Annotated in this window: 20 protein-coding genes; 4 read left to right on the top strand and 16 right to left on the bottom strand. The window is 69.9% G+C overall.

All coding sequences use genetic code 11. The features are described from left to right. The first annotated feature begins 350 nt into the window (after positions 1 to 350). The 3 genes from ACFYQ6_RS11305 to ACFYQ6_RS11295 are packed head-to-tail and all read left to right on the top strand — an operon-like array spanning position 351 to position 3,414. The gene (locus ACFYQ6_RS11305) at positions 351 to 2,342 is read left to right on the top strand and encodes a hypothetical protein (protein WP_361579951.1); all 1,992 of its coding nucleotides are present in this window, start codon (positions 351 to 353) and stop codon (positions 2,340 to 2,342) included. Between the two features lie 20 nt (positions 2,343 to 2,362). Continuing rightward, positions 2,363 to 2,944, top strand: a complete 582-nt coding sequence (locus ACFYQ6_RS11300) for a hypothetical protein (RefSeq protein ID WP_361580158.1) — start codon at positions 2,363 to 2,365, stop codon at positions 2,942 to 2,944. 20 nt (positions 2,945 to 2,964) lie between these two features. Next, positions 2,965 to 3,414 carry a DUF3592 domain-containing protein gene (locus tag ACFYQ6_RS11295; RefSeq protein ID WP_361579949.1) on the top strand — a complete coding sequence of 150 codons (450 nt, stop codon included), beginning with the start codon at positions 2,965 to 2,967 and terminating at the stop codon, positions 3,412 to 3,414. Between the two features lie 84 nt (positions 3,415 to 3,498). Here ACFYQ6_RS11295 and ACFYQ6_RS11290 read toward each other — a convergent pair whose 3' ends face one another. From ACFYQ6_RS11290 to ACFYQ6_RS11280, 3 genes are all read right to left on the bottom strand, one after another. Then, positions 3,499 to 4,005 carry a hypothetical protein gene (locus tag ACFYQ6_RS11290; protein WP_388762564.1) on the bottom strand — a complete coding sequence of 169 codons (507 nt, stop codon included), beginning with the start codon at positions 4,003 to 4,005 and terminating at the stop codon, positions 3,499 to 3,501. Next, a complete protein-coding gene (locus ACFYQ6_RS11285) occupies positions 4,002 to 4,721 on the bottom strand; it encodes a hypothetical protein (protein WP_388762561.1) in 720 nt (239 codons plus the stop codon). Before ACFYQ6_RS11285 ends, ACFYQ6_RS11290 begins: the two co-directional genes overlap by 4 nt. Positions 4,722 to 4,886: 165 nt before the next feature. Beyond that, positions 4,887 to 7,256 carry a Tox-REase-5 domain-containing protein gene (locus ACFYQ6_RS11280; protein WP_388762559.1) on the bottom strand — a complete coding sequence of 790 codons (2,370 nt, stop codon included), beginning with the start codon at positions 7,254 to 7,256 and terminating at the stop codon, positions 4,887 to 4,889. A 352-nt stretch (positions 7,257 to 7,608) separates the two neighbouring features. Here ACFYQ6_RS11280 and ACFYQ6_RS11275 point away from each other — a divergent pair, with 352 nt between their 5' ends. Beyond that, positions 7,609 to 8,529: an endonuclease domain-containing protein gene (locus tag ACFYQ6_RS11275; protein ID WP_388762556.1), complete on the top strand. Its 921-nt coding sequence runs from the start codon at positions 7,609 to 7,611 to the stop codon at positions 8,527 to 8,529. A gap of 153 nt (positions 8,530 to 8,682) precedes the next feature. On the opposite strand, the gene ACFYQ6_RS11270 is transcribed toward ACFYQ6_RS11275, so the two are convergent. From ACFYQ6_RS11270 to cpaB, 13 genes are all read right to left on the bottom strand, one after another. Beyond that, the gene (locus tag ACFYQ6_RS11270) at positions 8,683 to 9,267 is read right to left on the bottom strand and encodes an OmpA family protein (protein WP_388763016.1); all 585 of its coding nucleotides are present in this window, start codon (positions 9,265 to 9,267) and stop codon (positions 8,683 to 8,685) included. Between the two features lie 71 nt (positions 9,268 to 9,338). Next, entirely contained in the window at positions 9,339 to 9,941 is a 603-nt protein-coding gene (locus ACFYQ6_RS11265; protein ID WP_388762552.1) for a hypothetical protein, read from the bottom strand. 31 nt (positions 9,942 to 9,972) lie between these two features. Further along, a complete protein-coding gene (locus ACFYQ6_RS11260) occupies positions 9,973 to 10,638 on the bottom strand; it encodes a pilus assembly protein TadG-related protein (RefSeq protein ID WP_388762549.1) in 666 nt (221 codons plus the stop codon). Beyond that, positions 10,638 to 10,868, bottom strand: a complete 231-nt coding sequence (locus tag ACFYQ6_RS11255; protein ID WP_362666448.1) for a hypothetical protein — start codon at positions 10,866 to 10,868, stop codon at positions 10,638 to 10,640. The genes ACFYQ6_RS11260 and ACFYQ6_RS11255 overlap by 1 nt, the downstream gene beginning before the upstream one ends. Positions 10,869 to 11,207: 339 nt before the next feature. Further along, entirely contained in the window at positions 11,208 to 12,242 is a 1,035-nt protein-coding gene (locus ACFYQ6_RS11250; RefSeq protein ID WP_361579931.1) for a response regulator transcription factor, read from the bottom strand. 236 nt (positions 12,243 to 12,478) lie between these two features. Beyond that, positions 12,479 to 13,828, bottom strand: a complete 1,350-nt coding sequence (locus ACFYQ6_RS11245) for a sensor histidine kinase (protein WP_388762546.1) — start codon at positions 13,826 to 13,828, stop codon at positions 12,479 to 12,481. Between the two features lie 66 nt (positions 13,829 to 13,894). Continuing rightward, complete coding sequence (locus tag ACFYQ6_RS11240; protein ID WP_145803672.1) at positions 13,895 to 14,779, bottom strand: type II secretion system F family protein; 885 nt, start codon at positions 14,777 to 14,779, stop codon at positions 13,895 to 13,897. Positions 14,780 to 14,792: 13 nt separating this feature from the next. After that, positions 14,793 to 15,731, bottom strand: coding sequence for a type II secretion system F family protein (locus ACFYQ6_RS11235; protein ID WP_361579929.1), 939 nt, complete (start codon positions 15,729 to 15,731; stop codon positions 14,793 to 14,795). Positions 15,732 to 15,741: 10 nt separating this feature from the next. Then, positions 15,742 to 17,079, bottom strand: coding sequence for a CpaF family protein (locus ACFYQ6_RS11230; RefSeq protein ID WP_356737750.1), 1,338 nt, complete (start codon positions 17,077 to 17,079; stop codon positions 15,742 to 15,744). A 136-nt stretch (positions 17,080 to 17,215) separates the two neighbouring features. Then, positions 17,216 to 17,590: a TadE/TadG family type IV pilus assembly protein gene (locus ACFYQ6_RS11225; protein ID WP_361579928.1), complete on the bottom strand. Its 375-nt coding sequence runs from the start codon at positions 17,588 to 17,590 to the stop codon at positions 17,216 to 17,218. Positions 17,591 to 17,593: 3 nt separating this feature from the next. After that, positions 17,594 to 18,016 (bottom strand): TadE family protein, encoded by a 423-nt coding sequence (locus tag ACFYQ6_RS11220; RefSeq protein ID WP_361579926.1) that lies wholly within the window; start codon positions 18,014 to 18,016, stop codon positions 17,594 to 17,596. Next, a complete protein-coding gene (locus tag ACFYQ6_RS11215; RefSeq protein WP_361579924.1) occupies positions 18,013 to 19,305 on the bottom strand; it encodes an AAA family ATPase in 1,293 nt (430 codons plus the stop codon). The genes ACFYQ6_RS11220 and ACFYQ6_RS11215 overlap by 4 nt, the downstream gene beginning before the upstream one ends. Positions 19,306 to 19,312: 7 nt before the next feature. Then, the gene (cpaB, locus tag ACFYQ6_RS11210; RefSeq protein ID WP_356737742.1) at positions 19,313 to 20,020 is read right to left on the bottom strand and encodes a Flp pilus assembly protein CpaB; all 708 of its coding nucleotides are present in this window, start codon (positions 20,018 to 20,020) and stop codon (positions 19,313 to 19,315) included. Positions 20,021 to 20,051 lie beyond the last annotated feature (31 nt).

Here is a 20,051-nt window from a genome sequence, read left to right as displayed (position 1 = left end):
CGCAACCGACGACGCACAACCCCCGGACCAGACATGTACAGCACGCTAACGACCGCGCCTGCCCGGTGTCTTGGGCCTCTGGGCCCAACTGCCGCAGCGGCTTCGGACCTGGAGGGACGAGCGGGGCGGACGCCCCTCGGCGGTGGCGTGAGGTCCGCTCTGGGTCCGGGGGCCCACGACGGTGTGCCGTCCGCCTGCCGGGTGCGTCAGGGCCACGCTCGGCGAACCGGGCTCCCGCACGGCGGAGTTGGGCCCGCGTTTGGGGCCGAGGGCCCGGGTCACGGGCGTTTCTCGACCGTACATTCACCCTCCAGAGGCAACAGGGCCGGCGTCGTCGAAAGGGTGAAACCGTGAGCGGTGGCAGAGACTGGGGACGCGGCATCCCGGGCCATGTGCCGCCGGGTTCCGCCGGTGGCGGGGATGGCTGGTTCTTCCCGCTGAGCCGCAGTTGGGCGGCCGGCGCGCTCGTGTACGTCGTCGCCGGCTTCCTCATGACGCGGGCGCTCGTCGAGACGCTCGCGACCGACGAACGGCTGGAGACCTTCGGCTGGCGCCTGGTCCTGCTGCACCTGCCCGGCGTCCTCGTCACCGTGCTGACGGTCCTCGCCGCCGCCCGCGCCCTTCCCGACCGGCAGCGGGAATCCGGCTTCCTGCGTCTGCTGGGCGCCCTCGCCGTCCCCGTCGCCGGACTCGTCTACGGCTATGCCGTGGCCTGGGACGTGGTGGGCACCGAGGGCGTGGTGATGCCCGCGGTCGCGATGGTCACGGGCTCGGCCGTGGGGCTGGCGGCCGACCGGCTCCTGGAGGACAGGGACGATCGCCCCGGGCCCTCGTCGGCACACACACGCTCGTACAACTGGCGTGACGGCGGAGCCACGGCCACCGAGTACCTCGGTGTCGTCGTGCTGGTCGTCGCGCTCGTCGCGGCGCTCGCCATGGCCGGGATCGGGGGCCGGATCGGTGACCGTATCCGCTGCGCCATCACCTCCCTCACCGGGGACGGCGGCGGCTGCGCGACCGGCGGGGACGGCACGGCGAAGCCGAAGACCGACGCGGACTACGAGCCGAAGCTCTGCCAGGTCTCCAGCATCTCGGACACGGCGGGCGGCAAGGTCAAGATCGGCTGGTTCGAGTGGGGCGAGGAGTACGGCTTCCAGCAGAAGGTCGCGCAGGCCAAGACCGATGTGAACGAGGACGGGAAGGTCGACGAGAACGACAAGCTCGTCTACATGACCTTCACCGACGCCGCGTCGGCGGGAGCCAACGCCAGTACACCGGGGGTCAAGCTCGGCAGCCTGGGGAAGGCGGACATCGACATCGGCGGCGGCGTCAAGATCACCAACGGTGACACCTGGGTCTTCAAGAGCGAGGCCGACGCGCAGAAGATGCGTGACGACATCGAGGAGATGAAGATGTGGGAGACCTCGATGAAGCACAGCGGCGGCTACGGCGGCGGCTGGTACTCCGGCATGAAGTGGGCGGAGAAGAAGGAGGACATCGAGAAGAAGATCGGCGACAAGAAGATCTCCTACTCGACCATCGGCCTCAACGTGTACGCCGACGGAGGCCTCTCCATCAAGGCGGGTGACGAGGACAAGCTCGGCGCCAAGCTCGGCGGCAAGGCCAAGTTCTCGCCCGACGTGACGATCACCAAGGACGACGTCAACGGCAACGAGTCGTACACCTACACCGCCAAGCTCGAACTCGAGGGCAAGGTCAGCGGCAGCGCCGGTCCGCTCGGGGGCACCGCGGGCGCCAAGGACACGAACACCGGGGCGATCACGGTCACCCGCGACCAGAAGACGGGCAAGATCGTCCGGATCGACATGACGAAGACGGTGGAGAAGACCTCGACGTCCGACAAGGGCGAGGCCGGCGGCGACAACGGCAAGAAGGACGGCGACAAGCGGGGCGGCAAGGGGAGCGTCACCGACTCCTCCGGCGACACGGGCATCGAGGTGCAGACGAATTCGATCATCTTCGGCAAGGAGACCGACGAGGCCACCGAGGCCAAGCGGTCCATCGCCGAGAACTGGCTCGACGGATCCGGCAACAACACAGCGCCGTTCGAGTACATGTTCGGGGATCACGCTCTGGACAAGAAGCCGGAGGGTACGGACCCCTTCGAGCAGCTGATGTTCCAGGACGGCCTGTCCAGCACCATGCAGTACCACGGTGAGACGGACGCCCAGGAGTTCGGCTTCGAGGTCTCCCTGGGCATGAGTCTCGGATTCTCGATCTCCGACGAGCACAAGAAGGAGACACTGACGGACGCGCGGTTCCTCGGAGCTCCGCAGGGCGACAAGCGCTCGTACCTCCCGTACAGCTACTGCGCCCAGTGAACACACGCGACGAAGAGGCGATGACGTTGAAGAAGTCGAAGGCGTTCGGCGCGGCGGCTGTCGCCGTCCTCGGGCTGACCCTGATCGGTGGCTGCGGCGGCACGGACACCGGAACCGTCCCCGACGGCTGGGGCACGCTCGACACGAAGAGCGTGTCCGTCGGCTACCCGAAGAGCCAGGGGTACGCCCCGCAGCCCGCCTCGGAGCGCAGCGAGGCCAACGCGGCGGTCGCGCTGAAGGAGGAGAAGGGGCTGCGCACCGGCATGGTCTCGGTCCAGCTGGACTTCGCCACCGGTGTCAGCGACGCCGGGGAGGCCGCCGCGGCGGCGGGCGCGGGGATCGGGCTCGGAGCGACCCGCAAGGCGACCGAGGACGTGCGGCTCGCCGGCGAGGAGAGCGCCCGCGAAGCACGCCGCATCGACTACGAGTTCACCTCGACGGGCGAGGAGTCGACACCGGCGAAGGGGACCCGGATGACGGGGGTCGTGGTGGCCGGGGTCGACTCGCAGGACGTACCGTTCGCCATCCGGGTCAACGCGGTGAAGGGTGCGCTGAGCCCGGAGGACCTCGACACGTTCGTCGACTCCATCACCGTCAAGTAAACCGCTCCGGAGCCTCGTTCATGGACGTACTGCCGGGTGGTACGGCCACCTTCCTCCTGCTGTTCGGCGCGTTCCTCGGCGCGTTCGCGGTCCGCTCCGGTCTCCGCCTCTTCCGTGTGCTGCGGCTGGTCCGGCACGGCGAGCGCGTCGAGGGCCGGTGCTCGGATCGGCGCGTGGTGGACCGGGGGTCCGGGGCGGAGAACCGTTACCGCACGGAGTACGTCTTCGCCTTCCGCACCCCGGACGGCCGCGAGGTGGAGTTCACGGACCATGCCCCAGGCCCCTTCGGATTCGAGGTCGGGGCTCCCGTGCGGATCTCCTTCGACCCTGCGGCCCCCGAGCGGCGGGCCACCGTCGCCGGCCCGGGGGCGTGGGGGCCGGTCCTGATGCCGACGGTCTTCGCCGTGGTGCTCGGACTCTTCTCGCTGGGCCTGCTGTTCGCCTTCGCGGCGATGCGGGGCTGGGTCTGAGAGGGCTGGGTCCGGGAGGGCTGGGTTCGGGGACATGGCGTCGGTCTTGGGGGGCGTCACTCGGTCGGCGTCGCCGGGCGGGCGTCACCCGGTCAACGTCGCCAGGGCCACCGCGAAGAGCACGACGGGCTCCTCGCGGTCCATCTGCCCGACGCCGATCCCGACCGTGCGCCCGTCCGTGCGCCCGTCCGTGCGCCCGTCCGTGTCCCAGGTCTGCAGCTCGCCGGAGAGGCCGAGTTCGCTGAGCGCGGCGAAGAACGGCGGTACGTCCCGCCCTTCCGCCTCGCGCTCCTCGTACGCCGCGGTGGAGAGCTCGCCGTGCCGCCCCCAGCGCTCGTCGAGGGCGAGGACCACGCCCCAGCGCTCGGTCTCGAACGCCTCGTGCGCCGCGGCCATCCGCTCGCCGTCGTCGTCCGCGCCGTAGAAGTCCTCGCTGACCCGGAGCGCGACGACCGCGAAGTCCTCGCCGGACGCCGAGCGGCCGGGGTTGGCGCAGCCCGCCCAGGGAGGCGCGTACGGGCCTGTCCGTAGCGCCTCGATCGCGGCGATGTCGTCGCGCACCCTGGCCCGGAGCTCCAGCGCCTCGCTCACCAGAGCGGCCGGGGCTCCGAGATGGGCAGGGGCTCCAGGGCGCCCGCATCTGCGATCGCCCGCTGGGCGGCCATGACGGCTTCGGTGTCGCGTCCGGAGTCCAGGACCAGCCCTCCGCCCGCCGTGTCACGACGCTGTCCGGGCAGGTCGCCGGGCACGAGGGCGGCGCGGTTGGCGGAGAGGTACGTGACCCAGCCGCAGCGCGGCCGGGAGTTACGCAGGGCGAAGGCCGACTTGACCGCGTTGAACAGCTCGCGGTCGTACGCCAGGCCGGTGTCGGCCTCCCAGGCCTCGGCGAGGGCGGCGAGCACCTCGGGGAGCCGGTCGGTGAGCGGCGGTCGCGAGCCGGCCCCTGCTCCGGCCGCCGGGAAGAGCTGGAGCGTCGCGGTGAACGGCGTGTACGCGTCGCTGCCTCCCCCCTTGGCCCGCAGATAGGCGTATCCGCCGTCCGGCCAGGTACCGACGACCGCGGCCTGCCGGCCGACGATGTCGGCGTCCTCCTCGGGCCCCCCGGCCTCGATCGCCTCGGCCACGTCCTCGACGGCGGCAGGGACGGGAGCACCCTTCCCGTCCTCCACGTCCCAGCGCCATTCCACCGGCGCGGGGCCCGACAGCTCCGTCAGCCGGCCGAGCACCTCCAGCCAGCGCACCGCCAGTTCCCCGGGGGTCTCGGGCCGCGGACCCCAGGACACCTTCACCACGACTTCGCTCGACATCGCAATCCCTCGTGCTCGTACCCGTGCTCGTGCTCGTGCTCGTGCTCGTACGGTGCGTTCCCTCGGCGGCGGGCTCGTACCCGTGCCGGTGCGTTCCCTCGGGACCGGTTCGCACCCGTGCTGGTGCTCTCCTGCTCTCCCCCTCGGGATCGGTTCGCACCGACGTCAGTTCTTCACCTCAGTGTGCTTCACGACCACGTCCACGTCGGCGTCGTCGAACGCCTTCTGCGCCGCGTCGGCCACCTTCTTGTTGGAGAAGTTCCATTCAACCGGTTTGCCCCCGGCCGCACGCAGCTGACGCTGTGCCTGTTCCACGAACTTGGCCGCCTGGGCCGGTTCGAGGGTCCCGTCAGGCCGCACCTTCTTGCCGTACCCGAACTTCGCCTCCTTGTAGGTCTGGGAGGCGGAGTCCCAGCCGTCGAAGTCGACGTCCCGGCCGGTCTGCGGGTCCTTGACCGCGTACTCCTTGCCGCGCTTCACCCCGGAGACCTGCTCCTGGTAGCGCATCCAGCGCTCCATGCCTGGCCAGTAGGCCACGGACTTCTTGGCCTTCCACTGTCCGTTGCCCAGGTCCTTCGACCCCTTGCGGGGGTTCTTCAGGTCGCCGTACCAAGAGGGCTTCGCCCACTTGGCGACCTGCTTGCGGCTGGCCTCCTTCGCCGCCTCCTTGGCCGCGTCGGCGTCCTTCTGCGCCTGCTCGGCGGCGTCGATCTCCTCCTGGCTGACCCCGTCGCACTCCTTCTCCGTGAGGAGGAGGACCGGGACGCCGTTGACGCGGTAAGCGACCTGGGTGTGCGCAGCCGCGTTCACGCCGCCGGCCAACGCGGGCTGCGGCCGACCGCCGCCCAGCGGCCCCGAGCTGATCAGGCAGCCCTTCTCCGCCAGTTCGTCGGCAGCGTCGTCAGCGTGCTCCTGGGCTTCGTCGGCGGCCTTCTTCGCCTCGTCGACATCGCCCTTGCCCGCGGCCTTGCGTGCCCGCTCGGCAGCCTTGCCCGCCTTCTGGGCCGCCTCGCCGAGCTTGCCCAGCTTCCCGAGTTTGCCAATCTTGCCCAGCTTCTGGACGATCTTGGCTTCGCCGTATCCGGGAATGAAGAGCGAGCCGATGTTCCATACGACGGTGGTTCCGGCCCGGGTCTTCTGGCCGTTGTTCCACTGGTCCTTGACCTCGTCGCCGATGAACATGTCGTCGAGCACGGTCAGGCCGGTGTCGACCGAGGAGCCGCCCCAGTCGGTCAGGGCATCCCAGTAGTCACCCTTGCGCCACTTGTCACCGGCGTCCTTGGTGCCCTCGGACCACGCGTCGCCGAGCGAGCTGCCGTAGTCCTTCAGCCCTTCCCAGGTGCCGGGGAGGTCCGTGACCGTGTCCCAGATCCCCGTGAGGTCGCCCCAGATGCCGTCGACGAAGAGGCCCTGGCCGACCTGTTTGACCTTGTCCCCGGCGCAGGAGAAGAACGCGCCGAACCCGGAGAAGCAGCCCTCGTCGTCCTCGTTGTCGCCCTCGCCCGAGGAGTCCTCGTCGTCCTCCCAGCCGGGCTCGTCCTCGGCAGCGTCGGTCTTGTCCTCGTCGGTCTCGACCTCGACGTCGCCGACGGGCTGGGTCTCCGTACCGCCTGTGCCGCCGGTGGCGCCTGAGTCACCGCCGGTTGAACCGCCTGCGCCGCCGGTTGAACCGCCTGTGCCGCCGGTGGCGCCCCTCGCGGTACCGGAGTCTCCACCGGTAGTGCCGCCCGTGGTGCCGGAGTCTCCACCCGTTGAGCCCCCGGTGCTGTCCGTACCGCCCGAGGCCCCGTCGGTGCCGCCCGAGGCCCCGCCCGTGCCGCCGCTCGTCCCACCGGTGTCCGCGCCGCCGGTGCCGCTCGTCCCACCGGTGTCCGCGCCCCCGGTGCCGCTCGTCCCACCGGTGTCCGCCCCGCCGGTGTCCACGCCGCCGTCGGCAGGCCCGTCACCGGCCTCCACCGTTTCCGAGCCGGTCCCCGGAGCGGGGCAGGAGCTGCCCGTCAGTGAGCAGATGGCGGCCTGCAGACCATTGGTTATCTGCCCTCCCACACCACCCAGCGCGAGAGCGAGGATGATCGCGGCGACGACCGTGACCAGCCCCAGGTACTCCATCGCCGACTGGCCCCGGTCCCTGCGCCACGTGATCATCCGTGACAGCGAGAAGCGGGGTTCCTCGTGGATCTCCCGGTGCCCTCCGTCCAGACGGAACCACTGACGGCTCTCCGCCCGGCTCAGGAAGACGAGAATGATCAGCGGCAGGAACATCTGGGTCAGCCCGCGCAGGGAACCGTCCCGCAGGCTCGATATGCCGCCGAGGATCAGCCATATCTGTACGGCGAGCAGTCCGCGCCAGACCCACACCCCACCGGTCCACGCCTTACGCGCCAGCACCCATCCGGCGACGCCGGGCGCGGCTCCGTACAGCGTCAGCGCCAGTACCGCGCCGTCCAGGGCGTCGACGCTCGCCGCTGTCAGGAGCAGACCCACACCGCCGAAGACCGTGATGGCGAAGAGGATGTGGACGAGGAGTCGGGACACCCTCAGCAACTGAGGCATGTCCTGGCGCTCGGCAACGGGCGGTCGCCAGGAACCACCGAAATCGGGAGTGGACCCCACCGTGGACATGTCCGACCTCAACTCGCCGCGTCACGAACCCAATTGTTCGATTACCGTACGACGTCGCCCGGTGTGGGCGCCTGGGCCCACGGGCCCAAATCCGGACCTTCGGACACCCCCTCTCCCCGGGCTCCGAAGGCCCGACCCGGTTGATCTGCTGACGCCACGGCGCCGGTAGCGGCCGAGCAGCCGCCGGACATCGCCCAGGCCACACACCGCGCCCCGTTGTCCACAGGCCTGCACGGCGTTCCGGTCCGCGCGGCATCCTCTCGGCATGACGACGAATCTGCAGCGCCTCGCCCTGCGGGGCATTCTGCTCACCCGGGAGGTCGTCGCGACCGGTGTGGGACCACGGCAGCTGCACCGGTCCTTGAACGCGCAGGGCTGGCAGCGCGTCGTAACCGGTGCCTGGGCGGCGCCGGGCACCGAGCTGACGCCGTGGCTGAAAGCGCGCGCAGTCCAGATACTGCACCCGGAGCTCACTCTCAGCCACCGCGGCGCCGCTACGCTCCACAGAATCGAATTGCTGCGCGAGGCCGTGGAGTTCACCGCCCCCGACAGCCCCACCGGCCGGCGTCACGGATTCCAGGTGCACCGTGTGCCCCTCGCCCCGGGCGAAGTGTGCGTGCGCCACGGACTGCGGGCCACCACTCCGCTGCGTACCCTGCGCGACCTGCTCCTGGGCGGCCCGAGGGACGAGGCGCTGGTCGCTGTGGACTCCGCTCTGGGTACGCGTGTGGTGAGAGGAGTGCGCCGGACGCGCCTGGTCACCACCGACCTGCTGGCCCTCGCCTGCGCGACACACCCCACCCGTCGCCACCGCGTGCCGAGGGCGGCCGGTTGGCTCGCGCTGGCCGATCCCCAGAGCGGCTCACCCGCCGAGACGGTGGCCCGCCTGCGCATGCACGATGCCGGCCTGCACCCGGTCAGCCAGGCAGACCTGGTGGCCCCCGCCGGCCGCCGGATACGGGCTGACTTCCTCTTCGTCCGGGAGGGCGTGGTGGTCGAGATCGAGGGTTACGCGTACCACGGCAGCCGTGATGCCCACCGGCGCGACCTGGACCGCTTCAACGCGCTGAGCGCCTGCCCCGGAGTGCGGCTGATCCTCCGCTTCCCCGCCGCGACGGTCTTCCGGTCACCCGACCGCATGCTCGCCGAGATCCGCGCGGCACTGGCGACTTCGGTGCGGGCGTGAGTCCGTCGACTGCTGGTCGTTGGGAAGTCCCGGACGCCAGGATCGGACATCCCAGGCGCTTATCTGTCCCCCATCTCCCAACGACGCCTCCCGCTGATCCGTCGAGCGCGAAAGGGCCGGCCACACCGTGTGGCCGGCCCGTTCTGCTGGACGTCAGTCCGTCGTGCGCGGGAAGGAGACCTCCACGCGGCGGTTCTTCTTGCGGCCTTCCTCCGTGGTGTTGTCGGCGATGGGGTACTGCTCGCCGTAGCCACGGATCTCGAAGGTGATCGACGGATCGAGCTCCTTGGACAGCACGCTGTTCACCGCCTCGGCACGCTGCTTGGACAGCACGTCACCGTGCGCCGAGGAGCCGAGGTTGTCGGTGAAGCCGAAGACGCGGACCTTCGTCGCGTTCTGCTTCTCGATCTCGGCCGCGATGGCGACGATGCGGGAGTTCGCCTCGGAGCTCAGCTTGGCGCTGTCCTTGCCGAAGAGCACCTCGGCCTGGAGCGCGAACTTGATGTCCGCGTTGCTGTCCTCGCGACGCTCCTCGCCGCCCTCGTCCTCGACCACCTGGATGATGTCGAGGACCTTGCCGGGAGCGAGCGTGCCGCCGTCCGGCATCTTCAGGTCGGGGTCGTTGCCATCGATCTTGACGGGCGGCTCCGAAGTGGCCTCGGTACCCGGTGGGACGCTGGGGCCGTCGTCCGCCACAGCCCCGGTCGCGCCGAGCATCGTGACGCTCGCCATGAACATCGTGACCGCGATCGCGTGCCCCGTGCCGCGGACCACTTTGCGGTGCGTGATTGTGTTGATCATTTCTGCCATCACCCAGAAATCTTCAGCGATGCAGTGCCGAAGGTCGGAAGAATGAAGTCGACCTCCGATGTCCCCTCGGGCGGCGCGGGGAACTGCATGAAGACAGGCGTGGACTTGCCGGGTTGCAGCGGCAGGATGCCGGTCGTGCACAAGCACCGTCCCTCCGTGTCCCGGAGGATGTAGTAGCGCTTCTTGCCGACCTTGTCCACGAGCGCGGCCCCGGCCACCGAGTTCGGGTTCTTGGAGACGAGGGAGAGCTCCGACCCCGCCCAGCCGGCCGAGTTCCGGGACTGGTCGCTCTCGTTCTTGATCTCTCCCTGGACGGTGAGGAAGCCGCCCGAGTCGCGCTTGACCTGATTGACGACCAGCTTGAGGCCGCCCTGTCCCTGCACCTCGGCAAGCTTCACATTCGGGTCCACGTCGTCCCCGGCGGACGTGTCCTCCCCAGCCCCCTTGTCCTCCTCAGCGGGCTTCGAAGACGACGAGGAACCGGAGTCCTTCGTCTCACCGCCACTGTCACCACCGCAGGCGGTGACTGCGAGGGTCAACACCGCTGTCATCGAGACAGCCGCAGCTACCCTCCGGGACCTTGTGGTGCGCCGAATGCTCATGGGTTCTGATTCCTTTACTCGTCGTTCGCTGTCAGTCGTTGATCAGGTGCACGGCAAAGAGCGCCTTGCCCAGCTCGGCCCACGGATCGGGATGGAGAGGATCGATCTCGAAGCGATTCCGGCCGTCACAGTCGAAGGTGACCGGACCCGGAGTCTCTTCCTTGTCGTCCTCGTCCTTCTCCTCGTCCGGCTGCGGGCTCGTGCCCTCGTCAGGCTTCTCCGCAGGCTTCCAGCTGCACCGGAACTCGATCACGGCCGTCGCCTCGGCTGTGGCGTGTTTCGACTCGGTACCGGGAATCACCGTGTCGCCCACCGTGTTGCGGGTCTTGACCCTGACGGTGACCTCGTCACGCTGATAACCGGAACGCCACTCACACCCGCCCACCACGTCCGCGCGGTTGTCCGCTGCGAAGCGCTGAGCCTGATTGCACGGTGCTCCGCTGATGTAGTGGTCGCCGAAGAAGTCGTTCAGGCCCCCGGGAAGCAGGAGCGCCCCCAGGAACGCCGGCCCTATCTCGTCACGGGCTTGCTGGGCCGCGGCGAGGGCGGCTGCGTCCGCAGCACCCTGAGCACCATTACGCGTGGCCGAAGCCTTGCCGACCGCAAAGAATGCGAACGCGAGGAAGAGCAGGCCCGCCACCATCACGATGTAGATGGGGAAGGCCTGCCCTGCGTCGCTGCGTTGACTCCGCCGCATTAGCCAGCGGTGATGGAGCTCACCAGACCCGTGATGCGGGTCGTGATCGCCGAGCCGATGCCCGAGGCCACCATGCCGCCGATGATCGCCACGACCACCAGGATGATGCCCAGGTACTCGAACGCCGTCTGGCCCCGGTCCTTGGCCTCGTAGCGCTTCTGGATCGCGCTGACCGCGGTGTTCGCCCAGCCGTTGACGCGGACGGCGGTCTTCAGGGTGATGTTCGACATGGTGTTCCCCTCCAGGTCCGGCCGACCGACAGCCGGCCGACTCATACGTTTCTCTGTTGTCGCCTCCGTTACCGGCTTCCTCCTGGCCGGTGCCGTTTGCGACATGAGAAACGTACGGCGGAACACCCTTCCCGAGAGAGGGCCCCAGGGCCCAAAGCCGGGCCCAATGCGTGAGTTGGGCCCTGCGGCCTTGCTTCTGGGCCCGGGCGGTCTCGCAGGCCCCGGACGGCGCCTCGCGAACCGCCTCGCAGGCCCCGGACAGGGCCTCGCAGACGGCCCCGTGGATGGCTTCGCAGACGGCCCCGGACGTGGTGTGGCGCTTCCCCCGCTGTGTCATGGCTACCTGCCCCCCAGGCCGGGCCGGCCGCCCGGTGCCGTGCCCAGCCATCGGGCGATGGCCTCGCTGCGGCTTCCGCTGTGCAGCTTCGTGAAGATGCGGTTGATGTGGTTCTTGACCGTCTTCTCGCTGATGAAGCAGGTGGCGGCGATCTGCTGATTGCTCATGCCGGACGCGATCAGCTCCATGACCTCCACCTCCCTGGAACTCAGGCCGTGATGCGGCGAGTTGGATGCCCCCGGGGGGTCATTCGCCTTGGAAGACTGTGCCACAACCGGTTGCAGTTGCGAAAGACCCTGCGCCGGAGGGTTCGGTCGCGTCGCAGGTGGGAGCGATTGCGGGACGGGGCCGTGTGCAGGCGCACCGTGCGGTGAACCGGAGGCCAGGGCTGCCCCGAGGCCGTCCGGGAGCGGGCCGCCCTGCGGGACGGGGCCCTGGCGCATGTGGGCGAGGAGCGCGTTGGCGGCCGTGGCGGTGAAGTGGGCCCGGCCGCCCTTCGTGTCGCGTACCGCCTGCACGAGCTGGTCCGCGGTGAACTCGCCGTGCACCAGATAGCCGCCGGCCCCCAGCCGCAGCGCCTCGTGCACGATCTCGCTCTCGCGGCTGTACGTCAGCATCATCACCGGCGCCACCCGCACGAGGTGCGGCAGCGCGGAGATGCCGTCCACGCCCGGCATGCGGACGTCGAGCAGGACGACGTCCGGGCGGTGCTGCACGGCCATCTCGTACGCCTGGCGGCCGTCCGCCGCCTCGGCCACGACCTCGATGTCCTCGCGGCCGGACAGCAGGACGCCCAGGCCGGCGCGTACCACCGGGTTGTCGTCGGCGACGACGACCCGGAGCGGGCCCGGAGCGGGGACGTCGCGGGTGGCGGGGAAGGGAGGCATCAGCTCGGATGTCGCGGGCCTCTGGGGCGCCGGGAACCCGGGGGAGCTGAGCTCGGAGGGAAGCGGGTTCGCGTGTGCGGACGTGTGCTGGGAGGCATGGTTCTGCGAAGCCCAGTTCTGGCCCGACGTGCGGGAGACGTCGTCCGGCATTCTGCGACCTCCTCTCAGGTGTCTGGGGCTGGAGCTGGATCTGCGGATAGGCGGATGGATCTGGGGCTGGGCTGGATCTGGGGCTGGGCTGGATCTGCGGCTGGGCGGATGGGCGGATAGGGCTGGACCTGGAACTGGGGACGGACCTGGAGCTGGGGACGGACCTGGACCTGGAGCCGGATCTGTATCTGTCGTGTTCTACGGGGACGGCGGTGCCGCGGGCGTTCCGTGGCCGTTCAGTGGGAGGCCGCCGTGGGGAGGCCGTAGGAGTCGGGGAGTGCGGGTGGCTGGGCCGCGGCGCCGAGGGCCGCGAGGGGGAGTTCCATGCGTACCTCGGTTCCCTTCGCCGCCTTGCCTTTGCCGATGCGGATACGGGCACCGATCGACGCCGCCCGCTCGACCATCCCGACGAGCCCGAAGTGGCCGGCCCGTTTCAGGTCGTCGAGCGTGGTCCCGTCGGGCAGGCCCTTCCCGTCGTCGTAGACCGTGACGCGCAGGACATCGCCCTTCACCCCGGCGAGGACGACGAGGTAGGTGGGCTCTGCGTGACGGTTCGCGTTCTCCATCGCTTCGGACGCCACGGTGAGGAGCTGCCGGGCGACCGGGGCCGGCACCGGCGGCACGGGGGCGTCGCTGAGTCGGCGGAACGTGGCGGTCAGGGCGTGGCGGCGGGAGAAGTCGTCCGCCCTCGCCATGAGTTCGGCGATCACGTCGATGCCTTCGTCGAGCCCGGAGTCCCGGCGCAGGTCGGAGAGGAGTTCGCGTGACTCCGCCGCGGCCCGGCGCGCGGACCGTGCGACGAGCTCCGCCTGGTGCTTGACGGTGAGCGGATCCATCCGGTCCGAGGAGGCGGCCAGCCCGTCGGCCGCCAGGGCCAGGCCGTGCAGGGTCTTCGCGACCGAATCGTGCATCTCCCGGGCGAGCCGGGTGCGCTCGCTCTCCACGGCCTCGTTGACGGCGAGCCGCGCCCGGGTGTCGGTGAGGGCCTGGCTGGCCGCCCCGAAGCGGAGGAGCAGGTTGCGCAGCGTGACACCCACCGCTCCGGAGATCACGCAGAAGCCGGGGAGCAGCAGCGCCGTGCCGTCGCTCGCCTCCAGCTGGACGTCGGTGGCGTACACGCCGGAGACGATCAGGGCCTGGAGCACGGCGAAGGCGGCGGCCCCGCGCCAGCCGTAGACGAGTCCCGCCAGCAGCGGGGTGCAGACGGTGACGTAGGCGAGCGTGGACTCGGGGGTCGCGGTGACGAGGAGCAGTGCGCCGAAGAGCGCGTCGATGCCGAGGAGCCAGGGGTGGCGCAGGAAGAGGGGACCGAAGCGTTCCCAGTCCCGGAAGAGGACGTAGGAACCCATGAAGGTGACGAGGACGGCCGAGCCGACGAGCCAGGTGGCGAGCCCCGGTGCCGTGCGGCTCACGGCGTACGGGGTCGCGATGGCGATCATGGCGAGGCGGAACCCGAAGACCTGGCGGCACATCGCCTGGAGGGCGTTCACCTGGAGGGCGAACGCCGGGCGGGCGCCGGGGTCGGCCATCGCCTGGCGCACCTCTCCGGTCAGTCCCTTGTGGCCACTGCCCAGTGGGTAGGACACCGGTCCCCTCGCCTCCCCTCGCTTGTCATGCCCATCCTCCCCAACTCCTGCTCCTCCCGCAGGACATCAGCCCGAGATGAAGCTGAAGTCGACGTTCGCTCCGTAGACGAAGCCCACCGTCAGAAGAACGAGCGTGCCGGGCAGCAGGAACGAGGTGACCGCGAAGGTCGCCTTCGGTACGGCCTTGGCCGCCTTGCGGCGGGCGTTCTGGGCGTCGGTACGCCGCATGTCGTTGGCGATCTGGATCAGCGTGTCGACGATGGGCGCACCCAGTTCCTCACCCTGCTGGAGGGTCGTCACGAACATGGCGACCTGTTCGGAGTCGTTGCGTTTGCGCAGTTCCTCGAAGGCCTGGCGCCGGCTGACGCCCATGTCCATCTGGCGCAGTGTGATCCGCAGTTCGTCGGCCCAGGGGCCTTCGTACTTCTCCGCGACGCGCTCCAGTGCCTGGCGGAAACCGAGGCCCGCCGAGACGACGACCGCGAGGACGTCGAGGAAGTCGGGGAGCGTCCGTTCGATGTGGTCCTTGCGGACGCGGATCGCGGACCAGATGCCGACCTCGACCCAGAACAGGCCGAAGGCGATCAGCAGCAGGGACACGAAGAGCTGTCCCCGGACGATCGTGGTGAAGGCCCCGAAGAACCCGAGGGCTCCGTAGACGGCGCGGCGGGCGGCGTAGCGGTCGATGGTGAGGCCGCCGGGGTTGCCCGCCATGTCGATCTGGCGGCGCTTCTTGTTGACGGCCTTGGGGCCCATGAGCCGGAGCACCATCGGCGCCCAGCGCATGCCCATCCGGTCGATCCCCGAGCCGACCGCGCTGGTGCGGCTGGAGCCGATCTCCAGTGCGATGGCGAGGTCGCCGGGCAGTTTCGCGTCGGCCCGGTACATCCGGATGCCGGCGATGGCTCCGTACACCGCGAGGCCCACGACGAGGGCGAGCAGCAGATCCATGACGGTCCCCCTCTCAGACGTCGATACGGGACAGGCGACGGATCACGATGAACCCGATCGCGTACAGCACGATGGACACGATGACCGCGGCCTGGCCGATGAGGGCGCCGGTCATGCGGTCGAGGGCGCCGGGCATGACCGCGTTCATCAGCAGCATCGCGCCGATGCCGAAGCCCGGTACCGCGTAGGCGGTCACCGTCACCTGCGACAGCTGGGTCTTGACCTCGCGTCGGGTCTCCTTGCGCTCCTCCAGCGTCTCGGTGAGGTTGCGCAGGGAGCTGACGACCGTACCGCCGGCCCGGTTGGAGAGCACGAGCGTCGTGACGAGGACGACCAGCTCCCGTGACGGCAGGCGGTCCGTGAGCTCGCTCAGCGCGTCGTCCAGGGACTCCCCCACGGAGAGCCGGCGTGCGACCCGGGCCAGTTCCTCACCGGCCGGGTTCTCCAGCTCCTCGGCGGCCATGCCGATCGCGGTACGCAGGGCCAGGCCCGCCTGGGTGGCGTTGGCGAGGATGCGGGAGAGCTCCGGGAGCTGGTTGATGAAGCGGTCGGTGCGCTTGGTGCGCTGCCATTCGAGGAAGGCGTTCGTGCCCCAGAGGCCGATGAGCGCGGCGACCGGTCCGAAGAAGCTGGCCAGCAGTGACGAGGCGATGATCCAGAGCCCGGCCATGGCCACGATCGCGTAGACGAAGAACTCACCCGGGGTGATCTCCAGGCCGGTGGCCGCGAGCTTCAGTTCGATCTTGCGGCCGAGAGACGTGGACCGCAGCCTTCGGTCGATCCCCCGGAACCGGCGGTGCCGGCCCTCCTGAGGGATCTGTCCGGTGTGCGAGAGCCGGTCGACGAGGGCTTCGCGGTCGGCCTTACCGCCGGAGTACGCGTGCAGGCCGACGACGCCCAGCACGCAGCACAGCAGCGTGACGCCGACGGTGAGCAGGGGGAGATTGGTCATGGGGCGGTACCTACTTGGCCTCTCGGGTGGCGAGCTGTTCTTCGGACGAGGCGACCCCGAAGGCCTGCGGGATGGGCTGGCTGGCCATGTAGAGACGCTCGGCGACCTTGCGCGGGAGCGGGAGATACTGGAACTGCCCGTGGATCCGCCCGTCGGCGGCCATCGGCTGGGCGTTGAAGCGGGCGACGCTCACGATGCGGTAGTTGTCGCGGCCGTGGGAGTCGAGCACCGCGATCTCGGTCACCTTGCGCCCGCCGTCGGCGAACCGGGTGAGCTGGACGATGACGTCGACGGCGCTGTTGATCTGGTCGTGCAGTGCCTCGAAGGGGATCTTGATCTCGGACATCGAGGCCAGGGTCTGGAGGCGCATGAGGGCGTCCTCGGCGCTGTTGGCGTGGACCGTGGCCAGCGACCCGTCGTGACCGGTCGACATGGCCTGGAGCATGTCGAGGGACTCCCCGCCTCGGACCTCACCGACGACGATCCGGTCGGGGCGCATACGCAGGGAGTTGCGGACCAGGTCGCGGATGGTGATCTGGCCCTTGCCCTCCACGTTCGCCGGGCGTGACTCCAGCCGGATCACGTGGTTCTGCTGGAGCTGGAGTTCGGCGGAGTCCTCGATGGTGACGATGCGTTCGTTGTTCGGGATCAGTCCCGAGAGGGCGTTGAGCAGCGTCGTCTTGCCGGTGCCGGTGGCGCCGGACACGATGATGTTGAGCTTCGCCTGGACCAGTCCGGAGAGCAGGATCAGCATCTGCTCGTCCAGCGAGCCGAAGCCGATCATCTCCTGGAGCGTGAAGGCACGCGGGAACCGGCGGATGGTGAGCGTCGCACCGGTCAGCGAGAGCGGCGGGATGATCACGTTGACACGCTCGCCGCTGGGCAGGCGGGCGTCGACCATCGGGTTGGCTTCGTCGACGCGGCGGTTGACGGTCGACACGATGCGCTCGATGGTCTGCATCAGCTGTTCGTGCGAGCCGAAGCGCATGGGGAGCTGCTCGACCCGGCCGCTGCGCTCGACGAAGATCTGGTCCGGACCGTTGACCATGATCTCGGTGATGGAGGCGTCCTCCAGGAGCGGTTCCAGGATGCCGAGGCCGAGGGCCTCGTCGACGACGCGGCGGATGAGCTGGGAGCGTTCGACCGTGGAGAGGACCGGCCCCTCACGGCTGATGATGTGGCCGAGTACGCGCTCCAGCCGGGCCCGCCGGTCCGCCGCCGCCAGCGAGGACATCTCCGCGAGGTCGATCTCCTCGAGCAGCTTGGCCCGGTAGGTGGCGACCAGGTGGCCGTCCTCCCGCCCTCCGGGTTGCTCCTCGGGGGCGGTGATGCGTGCCCGCAGGCTCATTTCCGTAACTCCTCGGTCAGACGTGCCGGTGGTGCCGGAGCCGTTGCCGGCGGTCCTGCTCGGTGCGCTCGTCCGTGCTGCCGTCGCCGGCGGACGCGCTCCGTGTGGTCGTACGTGCCGTCGCCGGCGGCTCCGCTCAGTCGCGGGGCATGGTGGAACTGCGCTCTGCCCAGCCGAAGGCGTCCTCCATCCCCGGGATGACCGAGGGGACCTTGACCCTGGCCGTGTACGTGACCTCGTCGCCGCCCCAGCGCGGGGTGAAGGTCGACTCGTCGGCGAGCCAGCCGCTGATGGACCGGCGCCCCGCGTCCTCGGGGGAGCTCTCGGGCCGGTCGTGGCTGGCGGTGCGGGCGGCGGCCCTCGCGGCGGTGCCCGCCTGGTTGGCCGCGTACGCCGCCACTCCCAGCTGGATCGCGCAGAGGCCGACGATGAGCAGCAGGGGGATGAAGCCCATGTACTCGATGGCGACCTGGCCGCGTTCGCGGCGTGCTGTCTGCGGCTTCCGCTTCATCTCTCAGCCCTCCTTCACCGAGGCGGCGTCGCCGGTGACCGTCATGGGGAAGTCGAGTACGCCGGGCACGAGTACGGGCACCTTGAGGTCGACCTCCGCCCTGTACAGCCCCCGCTCGGTGGAGCAGCGCACGGTCGCGGCCGAGGACCACGCGTCCGGCAGGTCCTCCCTCGCCGCGTCGCCGCAGACCTGGCTCTGCTGCCAGCGCGCTCCGGTGCCGGCCCGTGCGCCGACATCGGCGGCGTTGCCCGCCAGGCTGAACGTGTAGCCGATCAGCGCGCACTGCCACAGGGCGACGAGCAGCAGGATGATGAGCGGGGTGACGCCCACGAACTCGACCGCGGTCTGTCCGCGGTCCTGTTCACCGGGGCGGAGGCGGAGCCGCCCCGCCCGTATGACCGGGCGTTCTCTGTCGGTGGATGTCATCGGTCGGCCTGCCCCCTAGGTCGTTCCGCGGCCCCGGCCCCGCCGTCGCGCCGCCTGCGGCCGCGCCCGATCGAACCCCGGTCGTTCCGGAACTTGCCACTGCCTTCGGCGCCCGCGGGTACCTTCACCAGCCCCAGTTCTCCGGCCAGCGCCCACAGCGCCTGCTTGACGACGCTCTTGGCGTCGAGTTCGTGCATCCGCCCCGCGTCGACCGCGCCCTGCAGCTCCTTGAAGTTCGCGGGTACGGCCGTGCCGGCCATCCGGGTGCCGGTGATCTTCTGGATGAGGGGCGGCTGGATCTCGGTGCTGCGGTTGAAGCGGTTGACGACCGTGACCGTCTCCTCGGCCTTGCGGATCTGCAGCCGGTCCCACATCCGCACGATGCGCTTGGCGCCCCGTACGGACACCACGTCCGGCGTCGTGACCAGCAGGGCGATGTCGGCCATCTCGATCGCCGCGGCGTTGGCGCCCTGCATCTGGCTGCCGCAGTCGATGACCACCACCTCGTACCGCGAGCGCAGTGCGCTCACGATCTGGCGGGCCGAGCGGTCGCTGACCTCCTCGCCGCGCTCGCCCTCTCCGGGCGCCAGCAGAAGGGCCATGCCGGTGTCGTGGGAGTAGACGGCGTCGGACAGGACCCGGGGCGATATGTCGGAGATCGCGGCGAGGTCCACGATGGAACGCCGGAACTGGACGTCGAGGTACGACGCGATGTCACCGGTCTGCAGGTCGAGGTCGACGAGTGCCACGGTGTGGCCCGACGTCTGTGCGGCCAGGGCGATCTGCACGGCGGCGACGGTGGCCCCGACGCCCCCCTTGGCCCCGGTGACGGTCACGACGGTGCCGCCGGGCCCGGTGAAGACGTCGCCGCCGGACCCGAGGTGGCGTCGCACGCCGACGGACCACTGGGCCGCCGCCTGCACCCGGTTGGCCAGTTCCTCGTAACTCAGCGGCAGCGTGACGAGCCCGCGCGCGCCGGAGTCCATGGCCGCGGAGAAGAGGCCGGGGCTCGCGTCCATGGTGATCAGTACGACGCCCACGGCGGGGAAGCGCAGGGAGACCTCCCGGATCAGCTCCAGGGCCGGAACCGGGCCGATCCGCTCATGGACCAGTACGACCTCGGGCAGCTCGTCGAGGGACTCGCCCGCGAGGCGTGCGAGCGTGTCGATGAGCTGGGTGGAGTCACCGACGGGAGCGGCGGGCTCCGCGTCGGGGAGCTGACTGAGCAGTGTGGTGACGGACCTGGCCGCGTCCGCGTCACCCACCGCCGGGAGGATCCTGGTGGTCATCCCATCCTCACTTGTCCTTGTCGAGCGTGTAGGTGCGGTCGCCCGGACGGATCGTGCCGTCGCTGCCGGACGCGATGAGCGCCAGACGCACGTGCTCGGCGAACGACTCGGCGTAGGCGATGCGCTGGGTGTCGAGGGTGTTGAGCGCGAAGGTGATCGGGACGGCCTCGCTCGCCTGGTTCGCCTTGTTGTCGTTGTCCGGGTCCAGCGCCGTCAGCTTGCCCACGTCCAGCACCCGGGCGTTGGAGACGATGACCTTCGACTGGGCGGGCTCGCCCTCGTTCTCACCGGCGAACGTGGCGTAGACGTTGACCGTCGAACCCGGGGTGATCTTGCCCGCGACACCTGTCGCGGCGTCGATCAGGATGGCGATCTCCTGCTCACCGGGGCGCAGGGCGGGGCGCTTCTCCATCATGTCGGACTGGAGCAGCGAGCCCTCGCGCAGCTCGGTGACCGCGATCTTGCCGTCGACCTCGGAGATGTCGGTGACCGCGTTGGCGGAGAGCCAGCGCTTGGGCATCGAGATCTTCTCGAACTGGCTGCCGGAGAGAGCGGTGTAGGGCGCCACGTTGCTCTTCACCTGATACGTCGTGACCTCGGGGCCGACCTTGGAGTTGACGTCGCTGATCACGGAGAGCACACCGGCGAAGGCGCCGAAGGCGCACAGGACCGACAGGAGCAGGAGTATCACGCCGCGGCGCTGGCGGGAGTTCATGAGCCGGACAACCTCGTTCGAATCGGATGCG

It is taken from the genome of Streptomyces sp. NPDC005494, from assembly GCF_042872025.1.
In the GTDB taxonomy this organism is placed as follows: Bacteria; Actinomycetota; Actinomycetes; order Streptomycetales; family Streptomycetaceae; genus Streptomyces.
Note: the sequence above shows the minus strand (reverse complement) of the source record. Positions and strands in the feature narration are given on the sequence as shown.

What these genes read in the sequence shown, in the direction of transcription:
- ACFYQ6_RS11215 (WP_361579924.1), bottom strand. Translation starts at nt 19,305, where the DNA reads ATGACCACCAGGATCCTCCCGGCGGTGGGTGACGCGGACGCGGCCAGG.
- cpaB (WP_356737742.1), bottom strand. Translation starts at nt 20,020, where the DNA reads ATGAACTCCCGCCAGCGCCGCGGCGTGATACTCCTGCTCCTGTCGGTC.
- ACFYQ6_RS11220 (WP_361579926.1), bottom strand. Translation starts at nt 18,016, where the DNA reads ATGACATCCACCGACAGAGAACGCCCGGTCATACGGGCGGGGCGGCTC.
- ACFYQ6_RS11270 (WP_388763016.1), bottom strand. Translation starts at nt 9,267, where the DNA reads ATGTTCATGGCGAGCGTCACGATGCTCGGCGCGACCGGGGCTGTGGCG.
- ACFYQ6_RS11285 (WP_388762561.1), bottom strand. Translation starts at nt 4,721, where the DNA reads ATGTCGAGCGAAGTCGTGGTGAAGGTGTCCTGGGGTCCGCGGCCCGAG.
- ACFYQ6_RS11300 (WP_361580158.1), top strand. Translation starts at nt 2,363, where the DNA reads ATGACGTTGAAGAAGTCGAAGGCGTTCGGCGCGGCGGCTGTCGCCGTC.
- ACFYQ6_RS11230 (WP_356737750.1), bottom strand. Translation starts at nt 17,079, where the DNA reads ATGAGCCTGCGGGCACGCATCACCGCCCCCGAGGAGCAACCCGGAGGG.
- ACFYQ6_RS11255 (WP_362666448.1), bottom strand. Translation starts at nt 10,868, where the DNA reads ATGTCGAACATCACCCTGAAGACCGCCGTCCGCGTCAACGGCTGGGCG.
- ACFYQ6_RS11265 (WP_388762552.1), bottom strand. Translation starts at nt 9,941, where the DNA reads ATGAGCATTCGGCGCACCACAAGGTCCCGGAGGGTAGCTGCGGCTGTC.
- ACFYQ6_RS11225 (WP_361579928.1), bottom strand. Translation starts at nt 17,590, where the DNA reads ATGAAGCGGAAGCCGCAGACAGCACGCCGCGAACGCGGCCAGGTCGCC.
- ACFYQ6_RS11260 (WP_388762549.1), bottom strand. Translation starts at nt 10,638, where the DNA reads ATGCGGCGGAGTCAACGCAGCGACGCAGGGCAGGCCTTCCCCATCTAC.
- ACFYQ6_RS11240 (WP_145803672.1), bottom strand. Translation starts at nt 14,779, where the DNA reads ATGGATCTGCTGCTCGCCCTCGTCGTGGGCCTCGCGGTGTACGGAGCC.
- ACFYQ6_RS11235 (WP_361579929.1), bottom strand. Translation starts at nt 15,731, where the DNA reads ATGACCAATCTCCCCCTGCTCACCGTCGGCGTCACGCTGCTGTGCTGC.
- ACFYQ6_RS11295 (WP_361579949.1), top strand. Translation starts at nt 2,965, where the DNA reads ATGGACGTACTGCCGGGTGGTACGGCCACCTTCCTCCTGCTGTTCGGC.
- ACFYQ6_RS11250 (WP_361579931.1), bottom strand. Translation starts at nt 12,242, where the DNA reads ATGCCGGACGACGTCTCCCGCACGTCGGGCCAGAACTGGGCTTCGCAG.
- ACFYQ6_RS11275 (WP_388762556.1), top strand. Translation starts at nt 7,609, where the DNA reads ATGACGACGAATCTGCAGCGCCTCGCCCTGCGGGGCATTCTGCTCACC.